Source organism: Qingshengfaniella alkalisoli (assembly GCF_007855645.1).
GTDB classification, from domain to species: Bacteria; Pseudomonadota; Alphaproteobacteria; order Rhodobacterales; family Rhodobacteraceae; genus Qingshengfaniella; species Qingshengfaniella alkalisoli.
Window position 1 is genome coordinate 232,501 of the sequence record NZ_CP042264.1, and the last position, 17,594, is coordinate 250,094.

Annotated in this window: 14 protein-coding genes and 1 pseudogene (1 of these 15 running past the window's edge); 4 read left to right on the top strand and 11 right to left on the bottom strand. The window is 58.5% G+C overall.

Translation table 11 applies throughout. The features are described 5' to 3' along the window. The 8 genes and pseudogenes from FPZ52_RS16055 to FPZ52_RS16085 all read right to left on the bottom strand — a co-directional run. Positions 1-777: the 5' portion of a carboxynorspermidine decarboxylase gene (locus FPZ52_RS16055; RefSeq protein ID WP_146366619.1), read on the bottom strand. It extends 408 nt beyond the left edge of the window; 777 of the gene's 1,185 nt are visible here — the first part of the coding sequence; it begins with the start codon at positions 775-777; the stop codon falls past the left edge of the window. A 72-nt stretch (positions 778-849) separates the two neighbouring features. Then, on the bottom strand, positions 850-2,055 hold the full coding sequence (locus FPZ52_RS16060; protein ID WP_146366620.1) for a saccharopine dehydrogenase family protein: 1,206 nt from the start codon (positions 2,053-2,055) through the stop codon (positions 850-852). A 28-nt stretch (positions 2,056-2,083) separates the two neighbouring features. Beyond that, positions 2,084-3,301, bottom strand: coding sequence for a biosynthetic arginine decarboxylase (gene speA / locus FPZ52_RS16065; RefSeq protein WP_338052826.1), 1,218 nt, complete (start codon positions 3,299-3,301; stop codon positions 2,084-2,086). A 133-nt stretch (positions 3,302-3,434) separates the two neighbouring features. Next, positions 3,435-3,992, bottom strand: a pseudogene (locus tag FPZ52_RS19515) (biosynthetic arginine decarboxylase); the annotation flags it as partial. Between the two features lie 111 nt (positions 3,993-4,103). Next, positions 4,104-5,015 (bottom strand): endonuclease/exonuclease/phosphatase family protein, encoded by a 912-nt coding sequence (locus tag FPZ52_RS16070; protein WP_146366621.1) that lies wholly within the window; start codon positions 5,013-5,015, stop codon positions 4,104-4,106. A gap of 14 nt (positions 5,016-5,029) precedes the next feature. Further along, entirely contained in the window at positions 5,030-6,121 is a 1,092-nt protein-coding gene (locus FPZ52_RS16075) for a helix-turn-helix domain-containing protein (RefSeq protein ID WP_146366714.1), read from the bottom strand. Between the two features lie 360 nt (positions 6,122-6,481). Next, the gene (locus FPZ52_RS16080; RefSeq protein WP_146366622.1) at positions 6,482-7,627 is read right to left on the bottom strand and encodes a CaiB/BaiF CoA transferase family protein; all 1,146 of its coding nucleotides are present in this window, start codon (positions 7,625-7,627) and stop codon (positions 6,482-6,484) included. A 3-nt stretch (positions 7,628-7,630) separates the two neighbouring features. Further along, entirely contained in the window at positions 7,631-8,830 is a 1,200-nt protein-coding gene (locus FPZ52_RS16085) for an acyl-CoA dehydrogenase (RefSeq protein ID WP_146366623.1), read from the bottom strand. Between the two features lie 104 nt (positions 8,831-8,934). Between FPZ52_RS16085 and FPZ52_RS16090 the strand changes: the two genes are divergently transcribed. Then, positions 8,935-9,816, top strand: a complete 882-nt coding sequence (locus FPZ52_RS16090) for a LysR family transcriptional regulator (RefSeq protein ID WP_146366624.1) — start codon at positions 8,935-8,937, stop codon at positions 9,814-9,816. Positions 9,817-9,822: 6 nt separating this feature from the next. Here the strand turns inward: FPZ52_RS16090 and FPZ52_RS16095 are convergent, their stop codons facing one another. Continuing rightward, positions 9,823-11,262 (bottom strand): helix-turn-helix domain-containing protein, encoded by a 1,440-nt coding sequence (locus tag FPZ52_RS16095; RefSeq protein ID WP_146366625.1) that lies wholly within the window; start codon positions 11,260-11,262, stop codon positions 9,823-9,825. 146 nt (positions 11,263-11,408) lie between these two features. Here FPZ52_RS16095 and aceB point away from each other — a divergent pair, with 146 nt between their 5' ends. The 3 genes from aceB to FPZ52_RS16110 all read left to right on the top strand — a co-directional run bounded on the left by aceB (position 11,409) and on the right by FPZ52_RS16110 (position 15,686). Next, on the top strand, positions 11,409-13,034 hold the full coding sequence (gene aceB / locus FPZ52_RS16100; protein WP_146366626.1) for a malate synthase A: 1,626 nt from the start codon (positions 11,409-11,411) through the stop codon (positions 13,032-13,034). An 84-nt stretch (positions 13,035-13,118) separates the two neighbouring features. Then, positions 13,119-14,738, top strand: a complete 1,620-nt coding sequence (locus FPZ52_RS16105) for an isocitrate lyase (RefSeq protein ID WP_146366627.1) — start codon at positions 13,119-13,121, stop codon at positions 14,736-14,738. A 210-nt stretch (positions 14,739-14,948) separates the two neighbouring features. Further along, positions 14,949-15,686: a L,D-transpeptidase gene (locus tag FPZ52_RS16110; protein ID WP_240804497.1), complete on the top strand. Its 738-nt coding sequence runs from the start codon at positions 14,949-14,951 to the stop codon at positions 15,684-15,686. Between the two features lie 6 nt (positions 15,687-15,692). Here FPZ52_RS16110 and FPZ52_RS16115 read toward each other — a convergent pair whose 3' ends face one another. After that, a complete protein-coding gene (locus FPZ52_RS16115; RefSeq protein WP_146366628.1) occupies positions 15,693-16,766 on the bottom strand; it encodes a Gfo/Idh/MocA family protein in 1,074 nt (357 codons plus the stop codon). 11 nt (positions 16,767-16,777) lie between these two features. Further along, positions 16,778-17,563 (bottom strand): ThuA domain-containing protein, encoded by a 786-nt coding sequence (locus tag FPZ52_RS16120; protein ID WP_146366629.1) that lies wholly within the window; start codon positions 17,561-17,563, stop codon positions 16,778-16,780. Between the last annotated feature and the right edge of the window lie 31 nt (positions 17,564-17,594).

Here is a 17,594-nt window from a genome sequence, read left to right on the forward strand (position 1 = left end):
GCCGGGTTCCAGATAGACCTCGACGTCGTAGGTTTCGCGAATATACCGAATGAGCTGGACCAGCCCCTCACGATCGTAATCCGCGCGCGTGATGTGATGCCCGCCCCCGAGGTTCAGCCATTTCATCCGATTCAGCCACGGTGCGATTTTTGGCTCTACCGCATCCCAGGTTCGCTTCAGTGGCTCAAAGGTCTGTTCGCACAAGGTGTGCATGTGCAACCCTTCGACACCTTCAAAATCGGCCTCCGTCAGCAGCGACACCGGTGTGCCCAGCCGCGAACATGGCGCGGCGGGGTCATATTTCTCGTTCCAGCCTTCGGAATGCTCGGGATTGATCCGCAACCCGACACCACACTCCAGGCCGTCCATCCGCGCGGCGTCTATGATCTCGCGGAACCGCGCAATCTGGCCGGGGCTGTTGAAAATCACGTGATCCGACAGCTGAAGAACCTCTATCAGCTCATCGCCCTTGAACCCGGCATTGAAAGTCGCCACCTTCCCGCCGAACTTTTCACGTCCCAGCCGTGCCTCATGGATGCCGGACGCGGCGGTGCCGGACAGATAGCGCATGACCAGCGGGGCCAGCGCGAACATGGAGAACGCTTTGAGCGCCAGAAAGACGTGCACGCCTGATCGGTCGGCCACATCTTTCAGGATGATCAGGTTCCGCTCAATTTGTGCTGCATCCACGACAAAACATGGACTCGGCACCCGATTAAGATCGAAATCCGAGAAGATGCGCCGCGAGTCCGCCGCGATATCCAACCGCTGATCCATGCTTTGCCCTTTCCACGTGCGCGCGCACGCCCGCAGGTGACGGGGTCGTTCTCCGCCGCCTGCGGCATGCCCTTAAAATGATACCGGCGCGTCCAGTTCCTCGACCTGCCACGGCAGGCCTTGGGTGTTCAGCATCTCCATGAAAGCATCTGGGTCGAGTTGCTCCATGTTCCACACGCCCGGCTCGGTCCAGTTGCCCTTCAGCACCATTGCCGCACCAATCATCGCGGGCACGCCCGTCGTATAAGCGACCGCCTGGCTGCCGACTTCGGCATAGCACTCTTCATGATCGCATATGTTATAGATGTAGAAGGTCTTTTCTTCCCCGTCCTTCGCGCCCGTCACGACATCACCGATACAGGTCTTGCCCTTGGTCTTCGCACCCAGCTCTCCCGGGTCGGGCAGAACCGTCTTCAGGAACTGAAGCGGTATGATCTCCTTGCCGTCATGGACCACCGGTTCAATAGACGTCATGCCGATATTCTGCAGAACGGTGACATGGTTGATGTAGGCATCCCCGAAGGTCATCCAGAACCGCGCGCGCTCTACCTCCGGGAAATGGGTTTTCAGGCTTTCCAGTTCCTCGTGATACATTAGGTACATGTTCTTCTCACCCACGCCGGGGAAGTCGAACGCCACCTTGTGGCTCATAGCCGGGGTTTCGACCCAGTCGCCGTTTTCCCAGTGCCGCGCAGGGGCCGTTACTTCGCGGATGTTGATCTCCGGGTTGAAGTTGGTCGCAAACGGCATGCCATTGTCGCCGCCATTGCAATCGAGCACGTCGATCTGGCGGATGCTGTCCAGCTTGTGTTTCATGATCCACGTGGCGAAAACGCTCGTCACGCCCGGATCGAAGCCGGACCCGAGGATCGCGGTCAAACCCTTTTCCTTGAAGCGATCCTGATAGGCCCATTGCCAATGGTATTCGAACTTGGCTTCGTCCTCGGGTTCATAATTGGCCGTGTCCAGATAGTTTACACCTGCCTCAAGGCAGGCATCCATCAGTTTCAAATCCTGATAGGGCAGCGCCAGATTGACGACCAGCTCGGCTTCCGTCGTGTTGATCAGTGCAACCGTCGCGCCCACATCCATCGCGTCCAGCGCATAGGTCTGGACCTCGACACCTGTGCGCTTCTTAACCTCTGCGGCGATATCGTCGCATTTCGACTTCGTGCGGCTCGCCAAGTGGATTTCCGAAAAGATTTCCGGGTTCATTGCCATCTTGTGTACAGCTACCGAGCTTACTCCGCCTGCGCCGACTACCAGAACCTTACCCATCGCTATTCGCCCTCCTTGGTCGATTGCGTCATTCAAAATAAGTGTAGCCGGCCAGACTGTCTTTGTAGGCCGACATCAGGATCTTGCGCTCATCCAGGTTCACCTCACCCCGCCGCACGGCACGTTCCACCGTTTTGCGGAAGGCAACCATGATATCCTGCGGGTCATATTCGACGTAGGATAGTACCTCAGCGATGCTGTCACCTTCGGTTTCATGCTCGATCTGGTAGCCCCCGTCATCGGTCAAAGAGACCGTGACAACATTCGCATCACCGAACAGGTTGTGCAGATCGCCGAGCGTCTCCTGATAGGCCCCGACGAAGAACACGCCGATCAGGTAATTCTCATCATCTTTCAGATCGTGGACGGGCAGCGAGTTTTCTACCCCGTCTTCCAGCACGAAATGCTTGATCTTTCCGTCGCTGTCGCAGGTGATGTCGGTCAGGATCGCCCGACGGGTAGGTTCTTCATCCATCCTTTGCAGCGGCATAACCGGATGAATCTGGTCTATAGCCCACACATCCGGCAGCGACTGGAACAACGAGAAATTGCAGTGGTAGTAATCCACGAAGCTGCCCAACTGCTCTTCCAACTCACCGATGATACCGTTGCTGCGGGCCACTTTCGCGATCAGTGACAGCACATGCCAAAAGGCACGCTCCGCCCGCCCCATCTGACGCAGATCCAACTGCCCACGCCGGAACAGCGCCCGCATCTCGTCACGATAAAATACAGCGTCATTAAAGCATTCCTGCAGCCGCTCAGGCTTGAGATACCCCTCCACGGCCAGCAGATCGGTCAGCATGTGATGATCGTTTTCACGTGGCGTGGGCTTCTGCACCACATCGTAAAGCGTTGCGTCCAGCACGTCGAAGACGAGCATCGACGACAGGGCAACCACGAAACGGCCCGATTCCGTCACGATGATCGGATGCTCGATCCCAGCTTCATCCATGGCGTAGCCAACGGCCTCGATGATGTTCGAACAGTATTCATCGACCGTATAATTGACCGAATTCTCGTTCGACCGCTTTTCGCCGGTATAGTCGATCCCCAGCCCGCCACCGAAATCCAGATGCCCCAGCGGCGCACCAAGGGATTTCAGCTCGGTGTAGAACCGGCATGCCTCCGTGACCGTCCGCCGGATGTCGATGATGTTGGGCACCTGCGACCCCAGATGGTTGTGCTGCAGGATCAGGCATCCCAGAAATCCGGTTTCTTCCAGACGATCCACAAGCTGAACCACCTGATCCGTGCCCAGCCCGAAGGTCGACCGATCGCCGGAACTCGCTTCCCCACTTGCCCGACACGGTCTGCGTCAGCTTGATCCGCACACCCAGAAGCGGCTTGGTACCGATCTCCTCGGAAACACGACGGATGATCTCGAACTCCTTCAGGCTTTCGATCACGATTACCGTCTTGAAGCCCAGCTTGCGCGACAGGATGGCCAGCCGGATGAATTCGTCATCCTTCACGCCGTTGCAAATGATCATGCTTTCGTCTGTCAAGGGCTGCGCCAGCGCCACGATAAGTTCGGGCTTGGACCCGGCCTCCAGACCATAATGGAACTCGCGACCCATCTCGACCAGTCGATGCACGACTTCGGCCTGCTGGTTCACCTTGATCGGGAAAACGCCGCGATACTCACCCTTGTAGCCGAACTGGTCGATAGCTTTGGCGAAAGCGGTGTGCAGGCGCCGCAACCCATGTTCCAGAAAAGACTGCACCCGCAACACGATGGGTGTGCGTATACCTCGCGCGTTGAGATCGGCCATAATGGCTGGCAGGCTGACGGAGGGCTTCTCGGGGTGGATCGGATCGGTCAAAGCGACATCACCATTATCCTGAACGGTTACAAGCCCGTGCCCCCAATTTTCGATCCCGTATCGAGAAGCGTACATGCGCGTCCTCCTGCTCTCCCGCGACGTTGCGGTCATCGGTGAATTTCCTGCGCCGCCTTTACCCTGACCGCGGCCACCGTCAAGCGCAACCTTTGCATTCTGCGGCTTACAGCCCAACTGCGTCACCGCGATGACGTTCCAACGGGATCACGGCGCGAGCGACACATCCGTGAAAACAGGATAGTGATCGGACGGCCAGATGCCTTCGAACTTGCGACGCAGCACGGTCGGATCGGCGGCAGGCAGAAGGTTCTCGCTAACCGCGATGTGATCGATAGCGCCGAACAGATTGATACCCCGGTCGAAATGATAGGTCGCGCCATCGACAGGCAGAAACACCAGCCCCGCTGCTTCAAGTATCTTCACAGTCTGCGCAAAGCCCAACGCGTTCATATCACCCGCGAGCACCACCCGCTCGCCCGTCTCTACCAGCGGCGCGATGCGCCCGGCGACCAGTTCAGCCGATTTCAGGCGGTTGGAACCGCTCTTGTGCTCGAAATGCACATTGAACACAGTCAGCGACGCAGAGCCATCATGTGGTGACAGCCGCACCCACGACGCGAACGCCGGATACGACCCATCGAAGGTACGAGAATAGATCACGTCCGGTGTGTCAGAGAAGAAGAACCACCCCTGATCAGCCACGCGGAACATATCGCGCCGGTAAAAGATCGGCTGTGTTGACGGAAAGTCGCGCCAATCGCCCACTGCTGCCGCCGCCAGACGAGGATTTTGATCCAGAAGATAAGCCCGAGCCAGATTGTTGGTATCGGCGTTGCCCCCTGCGAAGCTTTCCATCTCCTGAAACGCGATGACATCTGCGTCTATGAGTTGCAGCGCTTCGTTCATCGGGCCTTTGCGACTCTCCCAATCCTCCGCTGACCACGGCCCTGTTTGTCGGTTAACCAAGATGTAGTGGACATTGTATGTCGCGACACGCACCCTGCCATCCGGCTTTGCCGGAACGGCTGCATCGCCCGAGTTAGACACATGCAGCCCGCAAGCCAGCAGAACCAGCCCCATCATCACAAATAGTGGAATTCTGATCAGAAGCTTCATCTCTAAGCAGCCATTCAGGCGCTGATACTCCAGTAGCGGAACCGTTCCTGCCCTGTGACCTCCCGCACCAGACCGCGTTTTTCGAACAGCAGCATGTTACGCTGAACGGCGGCGCGTGATGCTTTCGTCCTTGCCTCCAGCATGGGTGCCGAGACCAGCGGCCAACGCGCCAGCGCCTCGACAAGCTGCGGCGGGGTCCGGCCTGAAAGATCAGACGTCGCCTTGGTTGCGCGCTCCGTCCATTCCGCCACCCGGTCGCACTCCATCAATCCACGCAGACAAGCGCGTTCGATCCCCGTATACCATGCAGACAGACGTTGCCTGACGCCACCGGAGACACGATGCGCGCCTGATCCGCTCATCGCAGCAGGCACAAAACCCAATCCGCCGTCGCGTTGCCGCACGTCTTCTGCACCCAACCGGGCCGCCACTACAGCGCCTTCCAACTCTGCCTCGTCACCCGACAGCGCATGCCGCCGCCATGCATGCCATGCCAGCGCAGAACGGGTCAGCGGATGCAGGTCAGGCGCGTCATCAAACACCGCAAACCAGTCTGCGGCAAGTGAACCGAAATCATCGCCCGTAGGCCGCATGATCAGATCCGGGTGCTCCGTTTGCTCGGACCGTTCTCGGCCGATGAACCCCGCCAGTGTCCGACGGTTGAGCTCCATCCGCCCTTCCAGCCGACGCACGGCCCAGGCCGCTCGCGCCAACGCCTGCGCATCATCCGACGCGCCCGACAAGCGGGTCGCCATATAAAGCGCCAACCTGTCGGCGCCGATCCTGTCACCGAGATGCCACCCCAGATCCGCAACCTCCATCAGGATGATCCGCATCCGCCATCCTTCGGGAGCCTGTCGTAGCCGTTCGTCCAACGCGCCATAGGCCATCGCGGCCCCCGCAAGCTCCATCGCTAGCGCCGACTGCGCCCGCGCCCAGCCCGAAGGTCGCAAAAGGTCATCGGATGGTTGCACCGCTTTCCAAGGCAAATCCGTCGGCGCAGAATCCCCATCCGGCGGAGGCGGCACAAACCACAGGTCGTCTTCCTCGGTTTGCTCTCGATCGAAGATCGAACGTGGTGCGTATTCCGGGTTGTCTTCTTGCATCAAAAAGAAGCCCTCCTAACACGCATAATCATGATATTTTGCGCCAACCCAAGTCTTTTTCCACATGATGGCGCTACTGGGAATGTTGTTCGACATCTAAACAACGGTTTTCTGGAAATCGGTCTTCCATGTACCGCCGCGGAAGCCTGCCTAAAAGTTGCCATGAAGACCGCCGATCCGCCGGTGCTTTCGTGTCACCAACAATCCCGGCGCAAGCTCGCCTGCCATGACAATGTGATAACACGCGCTTCTACGGCAATGCGCGCTTCTTTGCCGCGTCGCCCGGCACTGTTACCCAGTCCGTCAAGCATATTTTAGCAAGGAGGAAAGCGCTCCTCCTCCGGAGAACCTTTACCAGCCCTACGATTTGAATCGCCAAGACCCGCCACCCAGCACAGGCGCGGCTTTTTCTAATGCCAGCGGCGAGCGGGACATGTTGATCGGCGACCGCAGCCCCGGCACGCCTTCAGGCACGATCCGCATACCCCGCGCGACGATCTGAGGTTCCGAAATCGCCTCTGCCACCGAGTTGATCGGACCACAAGGAACGCCGGCCTGTTCGAGCATTGCGATCAAACTCTCGCGCGTCATGTCCCGGGTTTTGTCCTCGATCGTTGCACAAACCGCATCCCGATTTGCCACCCGCGCGGGGTTTGTCGCGAACGCGGGATCATCTGCCAGCCCATCCAAACCAAGGGCAACGCACAGCTTCGCGAACTGGCGATCATTACCGCAAGCTATGATCACATGGCCGTCTTTCGCAGCGAACACGGAGTAAGGGACAATATTAGGATGAGCGTTGCCGAGCCGCCGCGGCACCACATCCCCCAGCAAAAAATTCGTCGCCTGATTGGCCAAGACTGCAACCCCGCAATCCAGCAGCGAGAGATCGATGTGTTGGCCTTGCCCGGAACGCGCACGGTCGGATAACGCCGCTTGTACTGCGATAGTACCATAGAGCCCCGTGAAAATGTCGATCCACGCGACGCCCACCTTTTGCGGTAGTCCATCGGGTTCGCCCGTCAGGTCCATGATCCCGCACATACCCTGGATGAGAAAGTCGTAACCCGGCTGTTTGGCGCGCGGCCCGTCCTGACCAAAACCGGTGATGGAGACATAGACCAAGCGCGGGTTCGCCTCGTGCAAGCTTTCATAGTCCAGTCCGAATTTCTTCAGCCCACCCAACTTGAAGTTCTCAATCAAAACGTCTGCATCAGCTATCAAGGTTTTCAGCCGCTTCAGATCGGCCGGGTTACGGAAATCACATGTAACGGACGACTTGCCGCGATTTGCCGCGTGGAAATAGGCAGCAACCGTTTCCGTTTCACCGTCAACGCGTGGCCGCTCGATGAAAGGGGGACCCCAACGGCGGGTGTCGTCGCCTTCCGGCGCCTCCACCTTAATCACTTCCGCCCCCAGATCGGCAAGCGTCTGACCAATCCATGGACCAGCAAGGATGCGGGCCAGTTCGACAACCTTCAGCCCCTTCAGCGGTGCATCAGGCATAGCTCAGAAGAACGCCTGCAACCCGGTTTGCGCACGGCCCAGAATGAGCGCATGCACGTCATGGGTGCCTTCATATGTGTTCACGGTTTCCAGATTCTGCGCGTGCCGCATCACGTGATATTCGATCTGGATGCCATTGCCGCCATGCATGTCCCGCGCCTGCCGTGCGATGTCCAATGCCTTGCCACAGTTGTTGCGTTTGACGATGGAAATCATCTCGGGGGCGAAACGACCTTCGTCCATAAGACGCCCCACCCGTAACGATGCCTGCAAGCCAAGCGCGATTTCGGTCTGCATGTCTGCCAGCTTCTTCTGGAATAGTTGTGTCTGGGCCAAGGGCCGCCCGAACTGCGTGCGATCCAGCCCGTACTGGCGACTGCGCAGCCAGCAATCTTCGGCAGCACCCATCGCCCCCCATGAAATGCCATAGCGTGCGCGGTTCAGGCAACCGAACGGTCCACTCATTCCTTCAACGCCCGGCAGAAGCGCGTCTTCGCCGACCTCTACATCTTCCAGCACGATTTCACCGGTAATCGATGCACGCAAAGAGAGCTTCCCGTCTATCTTGGGCGCGGACAACCCCTGCATTCCCTTATCCAGAACGAAGCCACGGATTTTCCCGTCATGGGCATCCGACCTTGCCCACACCACGAAGACATCAGCGATTGGACTGTTCGAGATCCACATCTTTGACCCGTTAAGCACATAGCCCCCATCCGTTTTGCGGGCGCGGGTTTTCATGCCCCCCGGATCAGACCCCGCATCGGGTTCGGTCAGGCCAAAACATCCTATCAAGTCCCCTGTGGCCAGACCCGGCAGATATTTCTGCCTCTGTTCGTCTGACCCATAGGCCTGTATCGGATACATGACCAAAGATGACTGGACCGACATCATGGACCGGTAACCGGAATCAATACGTTCGACCTCGCGCGCGACCAAGCCATAGGCGACATAGGACGCGCCGACACCGCCGTACTCTTCAGGAATGGTAACACCCAGCAGGCCCGCCTGCCCCATTTCGCGGAAGATTTCAGGGTCAGTCTGCTCCTCAAGATAAGCCTTCTGCACGCGCGGCAACAAGCGGTCAGATGCAAAGGCCTGTGCCGCATCGCGAACCATCCGCTCTTCTTCATTCAATTGATCATCCAGCAGGAAGGGATCCGCCCATGAGAAAGCCTGCCCACGATGTGATATGTCTGCCATCCATTGCGTCTTTCGTGACGTTTCGAACTGTTGGCTTATGCATAAAAGCTTTGCACCGGGAATGAAAATCAAAGATTATCGATAAAAACATGCATGGAATGCATATGAGGCCCCGTCGCTTTCTTCCCTCGCTCAGCCTGCTTCTCGCATTCGAAGCCGTTATGCGCGCGAAATCTGTTAGTGCCGCTGCACGTGAGTTGGATCTCAGCCAAAGCACAGTGAGCCGCCTCATCCAGAACCTCGAAGCCCAGATTGGGCAGCCCCTGTTTCATCGTGAACACAAGCGGCTGATCCCCAGTGATGCGGCCAACCGATACTTCGCTGACATTTCCCGGGCCTTGGACATGGTTCAGCGCGCCAGCATGGGCCTGGCGACCAATGCCAGCGGCGGCAGCCTGTCATTGGCGGTCCTTCCGACCTTTGGAACCCGCTGGCTTGCCCCCCGCCTGAGCGGCTTTTTCGACGCGCATCCCGGCGTGTCCATCAATCTGGCCACGCGAGTAAAACGGTTCAGTTTCGATGTAGAACCCTTCGACGCCGTCATATTCTTCGGCGCAGCTGACTGGCCCGGCGCCGATTATCTGAAACTTTTCGATGAAAGCTATACAGCCTGCGCATCACCGGGCTTTCTGGCCCGTCATCCAATTGCATCCGCCGAAGACGCCTCACGCCTGCCATTGCTACAACTGGAAACCCGGGGACCAGCTTGGGAACAATGGTTCGCGGGGCAAGGCTTGGCCACGGATGCCTCGCCGGGCATGCTGATGGACCAGTTCTCAATGATGATACAAGCCGCGATCAGCGGGCTTGGGATCGCATTGTTGCCCGACTACCTCGCACAGATGGAAATCGCCGAAGGACGTTTGGAAAAGGTGCTCACGCCTGCCATCGTGGGTGGTGGTTCCTACTGGCTTGCATGGCCGCAGGAGAAGCAAAGCTACGCGCCACTACAATCGTTCCGCGATTGGATCGCGCAAGCCTCTTGAGGTGGATCAATCCTCGCCCTCGAACCGGAAGATCGCCAGGCTCCGCTCCTGTTCGTTGATCGTTAGTCGGCGATTGATCGGAGCCTGTGCACGCGACGCGCAATTCGGGCGTTCGCACAGGTAACAATTCAATCCGATTTCCGTGGGCTGAATACGATCCAGATTCAGACGGTCCGCATAGATCAGCCGCGGCGCGTAGGCCACATCGCAACCCAATCCGATCACCAATCGAGGAGCGGGATTATAATGTGTTCCCCCTGCCCGCGTCACCGTTCGCGCGATAGAGAAATAGCTGTTTCCATCCGGTATTCGTATGATCTGCGCGCGCACCTGATCCGGCGTCTCAAATGCTCCATGGATGTTCCAGAGCGGGCATGTCCCGCCGAACTTCGAAAACGGAAACCGGCCCGCGCTGAAACGCTTTGAAACGTTTCCCGCCCGGTCCACCCGAATGAAGAAGAACGGAATGCCACGTGCTTCAGGCCGTTGCAGCGTCGACATCCGGTGTGCGGTTTGCTCGTAGCTCGTCCCAAAACGGTGGCTGAGCAGTTCGACATCATATCGTTCGGACTCACACGCGGCCAGAAACCGGCGATAGGGCATCAACAGCGCCGCGCCGAAGTAGTTTTCCAAGCTGACCCGCGCCAGCGCCATTTCAGCTTCGCCTGACAGTCCCGACTGCTTCAGCGTGTCCTCAATCACATCGCTTTGTTCCAAGCTGCCCAAGAGCATCCCGATCTGGAAACGACGACTGGACTGGCCCAGAAGCTCCGACAACATCAATTCGTGGCGCGCCGGGTCATAGCGTCGCAGCCTTCCCTCCATTTCATCACCCGGAAGGATCCTTACCCGAATGCCATGGGCCGCCAAACGACCCGTCATTGCGGTGTGCGGCTCCGACCGATGCAGAGCAAGCTCCTCCGCCATGGTTTCCGCGGCTCGATCAACCACATCAAAATAATTTCGCGATTCATAAAACCATTCGCGGACAGCGTCGACAGGCTTTGATGTCTCCTCCAACACTTCCACCTTGTCGCGGTCGGACAAGGGGTTCGATTCCGATTGCGTGCGCAGAACCAAAGATCGGTACTTCTCGTGCATCCTCACGAGAGCCTGAGCGATGCCCGGTGCCGACTGAAGTGCTGCATCAACTTCCGCGCGCGTAACGTCGGCTGCTTCGAGGGTCGGGTCTTTCACCGCCGCCGCCAGATCGGACGCAAGCTGCGCGTTCGAACTTGGCGCCAGCTCCGACACATTCAGGTCATAAACCTCTGCTAGGCGCATAAGAAGCTTGACAGAAACCGGACGCTGGTTGGATTCGATCAGCGTTATATAACTCGGCGACACCTCAAGCTCCGCCGCCATTTGGGCCTGCGTCAGGCTCAATGAGTGGCGCAGCGCTTTCAGTCTTGCGCCAATCATCAGCTTCTCGCCCCGTGTGCTCATCGTGACAATCCTTACAATGTTTCTGTCACAAATCTGACATCAATGACAGCGTGACCCTTTTTTACAAGAACATGCTGCGCTGCAACAATGACATTACTAATGTGACATTACGATACGTATACTTTTGCACACAGGGAAAACCTACAATGTCACTCGACCTCGCCCCACCGACCAACGCCACACGGCCGATTATCCTGCGCGCTGTTGCGGGTCAGGGCCGAGTGTTGACGCCCGACGCGCTGGCCTTTCTGGCTGAACTACAATCGCGCTTTGGCAGCAAGCTGCACGCGCTGATGGTTGCACGGGAACGCCGGCAGGAACGCATCGATGCCGGTCGCCTGCCCGACTATCTGGAAGACACCAAGAGTATCCGCCAGGGCATCTGGTCTGCCGCGCCCGTTCCGCCGGTCCTGTCCGACCGCCGCGTCGAAATCACCGGTGCCGTCGATCGCAAGATGATGATCGCCGCACTGAACTCCGGCGCGAAAGTGTTCATGGCCGATTTCGAGGACGCGACGGCACCCAGCTTCAGCAATATCATCGCGGGGCATGCCAATATGCTCGACCACCGCGACGGAACGCTGGAACACGAGGACAGCGAAACCGGGCAGACCCACCGCTTGAATTCCGATCCCGCGCTGATCTTCGTTCGCCCACGCGGCCTGCACATGACCGAAGCCAACGTCATGATCGGAGGTCATCCCATGTCTGCAGCCCTGTTCGATCTCGGGCTGAATATCTTCCACAACGGGCGGGCATTGGCCGTCACCGGTCGCGGGCCGTTCTATTACCTGCCGAAGATCGAAAGTCACCGCGAAGCGCGATTCTGGAACGAAGTCTTCTGTTTTGCACAGGATCGCATCGGCCTGTCTCACGGCTCCATCAAGGCCACCGTGCTGATCGAAACGCTGCCTGCTGCCTTCGAGATGGACGAAATCGTCTGGGAACTGCGCGATCACATCTGCGGGCTGAACTGCGGGCGCTGGGACTATGTCTTCAGCTACATCAAGACGCTTCGGAACCATCCCGAATTCATCCTGCCCGACCGCCAGCAGATCACGATGGATCGGGCCTTTCTCGCCACCCATCTCGCGCGTCTGGTCAAGGTCTGCCATCGCCGCGGTATTCACGCGATCGGTAGCATGGCAACGCAGATGCCGGTTACCGATGCGGATAAAAACGCCTGCATCTTTGCCAAAGTCCGTGAGGACAAGTTGCGCGAGGCGCGCGCGGGCTATGATGGAACATGGGTTGCGCACCCCGATCTGGTCGCGACAGCACTGGAGGCCTTCGCCTCAGAGATGAGCGGCCCGAACCAGGTTAACGTCCAACGCCAGCATCATCGGATCGAGCCGGTGATGCTACTGCAGCCCCATCAGGGCGAGGTCACGGAAGAAGGCCTGAAAACCAACATTCGCATCGGCATCGAATATCTCGGACAGTGGCTGACGGGTCACGGAACCGTTTCGATCAACGATCTATGGGAAGACGCCGCCACCGCCGAGATCAGCCGCGCGCAGGTCTGGCAGTGGATCCATCACCGTGTCGAGATCCAGATGCAGGACGGGACGACCCGGACCATGTCTGCGGATTGGCTGAACCAGCTGGTGCAGGCAGAAATCGAACGGATCATCGACCAGCTTGGACCAAACGGCTTCTGTCGTGGGCGCTACGCCTCGGCGGCTCGGATCTTCCAGGAAGCGGCAACTGCCGATGTGCTGCCCGATTTCATGACCACACCGGCCTATGACGTTCTGAACGCCATCGACTGACGGGTGGAGCCCGCCCCGTCCTGACCTCAACGGGCCTGCAATGCGAGCCCGCTCTCTCAACATGCCTCAACGAAAGGACAGACAATGGCATCGCGCAAACCCTACCACCAGCTTCGGGAGGAAGCCCTTGCACGGTACCCGTCCGGCCAGACGCCCGGCGGTATAAGCATCGACGACATCGTGCAATTGAAAGTACAGAACACCTACAACACGCATCTCGATATCGCGCGCGACATGGCGGTCGTGATGCGAGCAGACATGGCCGCTTATGACGCCGATCCGACGCAGTTCACGCAAAGTCTTGGCTGCTGGTCCGGCTTTCACGCGCAGCAGATGATCAAGTCGGTCAAGCGCCTGCATGGCACGGCGAAGGGGGCCTATGTCTACCTGTCCGGCTGGATGGTTGCAGGCCTGCGCAATCGTTTCGGGCATCTGCCCGATCAGTCCATGCACGAGAAAACCGCCGTCGCCGATCTGATCGAAGAGATCTACGTTTCGCTCCGCCAGGCGGATGAGGTCGAACTGAACGACCTGTTCAAGGATCTGCGCGCCGCGCGCGAGGCTGGTGACGACACGGCAGAGCAGCATGCAATCGCCGCGATCGACGGCTTTGAAAGCAATGTCGTCCCGATCATAGCCGATATCGACGCGGGCTTTGGCAATGAACACGCCACCTACCTGCTGGCGAAGGAACTGATCAAGGCGGGTGCGTGCTGCTTGCAGATCGAAAACCAGGTGTCCGACGCCAAGCAATGCGGCCACCAGGACGGCAAGGTGACTGTCCCGCGCGAGGACTTCATTGAAAAGCTGCGGGCCTGTCGCCTGGCATTTGAAGAACTCGGGGTCGATGATGGCGTCATCGTTGCGCGCACGGACAGTCTGGGCGCAGGTCTGACGCAAAAACTGCCTGTCAGCCAACAGCCGGGGGATCTGGCAGCCGAGTATCTGAAATGGGTCGCGACCGAAGACATCACGGACACCAACCCGCTGCGGGACGGAGAACTGGCGCTTCAGCGTGATGGCAAGATCGTGAAGCCCGTCCGCCTGCCCAACGGCCTGTTCCGGTTCAAGGAAGGCTCGGGGCGCGCCCGCGTGATCGAGGACTGCGTTGCTTCCCTTCGCGATGGTGGCGCCGACCTGATCTGGATTGAAACGGACACACCGAATGTCGTCGAAATCGCCAGAATGGTTGATGAAGTGCGCGAACAGGTGCCGCATGCCAAGCTGGCCTACAACAATTCGCCGTCCTTCAACTGGACACTCAATCTGCGCAAGCAGGTGCGCGAGGAATGGCTGGAAAGCGGCAGGATCACCGAGGCCGACTACCCCGATGGTCAAACGCTCATGTCCGCTGATCTGGACGACACGGAACTGGGCCGCGAGGCCGATGCGCGGCTGGCACGCTTCCAGCACGACATTTCGACCAAGGCAGGTGTGTTCCACAACCTGATCACATTGCCGACCTTCCACCTGACCGCCAAATCCGTGGACGAGCTGTCCCGCGGCTATTTCGGTGAAGACAAGATGCTGGCCTATGTCGGCACGGTGCAGCGCGAAGAAATCCGGCGCGGGATTTCGGCCGTGAAGCACCAGCACGAAGTGGGGTCCGACCTCGGTGACAGCTTCAAGGAAATGGTTTCTGGCGACCGCGCATTGAAGGCAGGCGGGCATGCCAACACCATGAACCAGTTCGCTGCCGAATAGCGAGCGCCCTGATCTGCGGGCCTCATCCCTCGACCCGCAGATCGCAAAACACCCGTTTCTTGCACATCAGATGCGCCAGACCGGACGGAAATGTGCGAAAATATCACGGCTAGGCATCAAATCGTGGTGTACAGCCTGCTATGACGAGGACTCCGTCCGATATTTTAGGTATGGCTCGGGTCAGAAGACCAGCTGACGGGACGTAAAACAATGAGCACATACACACAACCTACCCGCCGCGCGGCACTGATGATCATGACCGGCGGGGTGGTGTCAGCCTGTGCTCCACAGATCACCGAAATCGAGTCACCTATTCCTGGTAGTAATCTGCCACCCGAAGTGCTCCGGCGCTATGATCAGATCGAAGATGATGGGCGGATCATCCCCGCCGTCAATCCCGCCTATCTGAAACCACACCTGGTTCGTCAGGAAGTCCCGTTCGACACGAGCCGCCCAGTGGACAGCATCGTAGTAGATCCGTTCAACCATGCGCTCTATCTTGTCCTAGGTGGCGGTCGTGCGCTTCGTTACGGCGTCGCTGTCGGAGATGCAGGGCGGAATTTCCGTGGCGGTGCAACCATATCGCGCAAGCAGCATTGGCCAAGTTGGACCCCGACAGCGAATATGATCCGCCGCGAGCCGAACGTTTACGGCCCCTTCGCGGGCGGTGTTCCAGGTGGGTTGGACAACCCTTTGGGCGCACGAGCACTATACCTGTATCGCAATGGGCGTGACACTTATTACCGGATTCATGGCACGTCTCAGCCTTGGTCGATCGGCATGTCCGTGTCATCTGGCTGTATCCGCCTTTACAATCAGGACATCATCGATCTGTACGAACGGGTTCCCAACGGAACGCGCGTTCATGTTATGTCGCGCACAGAATCCGACGCCCGTTTTGCGCAGCAGTCGGCGGCAATGCCCGGCGAAATGGACGCCGGGCTGTAAGATCGGTTAATCATATGTCGCAAGCAGTGTCTTGCAATCCTGTGCGCTCGATATTTCCGACAGATCCAACACCTTTTGCAGCTCCGCCCCACGATCAAAGGTTGGCTCCGGCGGCCTTTCTTCCCGTATTGCCGCGATAAATCGTTCATAGATCGTAGGCACTTCGGGTGTGTCTATTTCGGTCCATTCCTGTGCCAGCATCGCGGGTGCGCCAATGCATCCGCGCAGGATACTCTTGAAGTTTTCCAGCTTAACCTCTAGCCCGCCGTAATCGCCGTAGATCCTCAACTGCAAATCATTATGGTGCCCGGACGCAAAGCGGGTGGCGGATATTGTCCCGATGGCGCCGTTTTGCAACTTCATGTGCATCGCAAAGCTGTCGTTGGCGTCGAGCGTATATTCTCCGATCTTGCCGCCTTCCGCCTTGTCGAAGGTTTCCAGGCGACAGGACACCTCCGCCGGCAGTGATCCGGCGATGAAGGTTGCGAAATCCACAATGTGGATGCCCACATCGCCCAGAACGCCCTTTGACCCGTGTTCCCTGGATAGACGCCACAGCCACGCGGATTCGGTGCGCCAGTCACCCCATGCGGGCTGGGTCAGCCAGCTTTGCAGATAGGACGCCTCGAAATGGCGAACCGTGCCGAGTGTGCCGTTGCGGATCATTTCCGCCGCGTATTGCAGCGCAGGCACATTGCGATAGCTAAGATTAACCATGCTAACGACGCCCTTTTCCCTGGCCCTGTCGGCCATTTCGGCGGCGTAGCCATATTGTGTCGAAAGAGGCTTTTCGCACAAGATGTGCTTGCCCTGCTCCAGAATCATCATTGTCGTCGGATAATGCACTGCGTCAGGCGTCACATTGGCGACGGCATCAAACTCACCCCATTCCAGCGCATCATCCAGCAGGCCAAACGCGTTTGGAATACTGTGCTTTTCACAGAAAGCCTTCAGCACATCGGGCCGGTTGTCCACGCCGCCCACCACCTCGACACCGTCAATCGCGGCGAAGCTTTGCGCGTGAACATTGGCCATCGTCCCTGTTCCCAGGATCAGGATACGGACAGGTTTCTTGGTCATTTCCGAAACTCCTAGCGGAAGCCTTCTTCGCCGTCCTGATGCAGGCGCGGGCCGCGTTCTTCGATCTGCTCGGGTGCGTCTTCCACCGGAACGTTCGGCGCAACGGTCGGGTCAACCAACCGGGGGGCGGGGTTATGTGCCCAATGGACCGCATTCTTCAGCACCCGACGCACATCATCATTGTAATAGGTCGGGTAGGTTTCATGGCCCGGTCGAAAATAGAACACATTGCCCGCCCCGCGCTTATAGGTCAGGCCAGAGCGGAACACCTCTCCCCCTTGGAACCAACTGACAAAGACGGTTTCCAGCGGCTCGGGCACGCCGAACGGCTCGCCATACATTTCTTCATGCTCGATCTCGAAACTATTGCCCATACCGGCGGCGATGGGATGGTTGCGCGATGTCAGCCACAGCCGCTCGCGCTCTCCAGCCTCGCGCCAACTCAGGTTGCACGGTGTCCCCATGAGCCGTTTGAAGGGTTTGGAGAAATGCGCAGAATGCAGGAAGATCAGCCCCATGCCAGCCCAAACAGCTTCGCAGACACGCTCGGCCACCTCGTCTTTCACATCGCCATGCGCCGCGTGGCCCCACCACAGCAGCACGTCGGTTTCAGCCAGCCGTTCAACCGTCAGGCCATGGTCGTCCTCCTGAAGCGTGGCCGTGGTTGCGGATATGGCGTCATCTTCATTCAGCGCGTCGGCAATACAGCCGTGCATACCCTTGGGGTATAGGTCGCTGACAATCTTGTTCGTCTGCTCATGAACGTTCTCGCCCCAGACGACCGTACGAATGGCCATGGTAGTCTCCTGCATTTTGGTTTGATGTCAC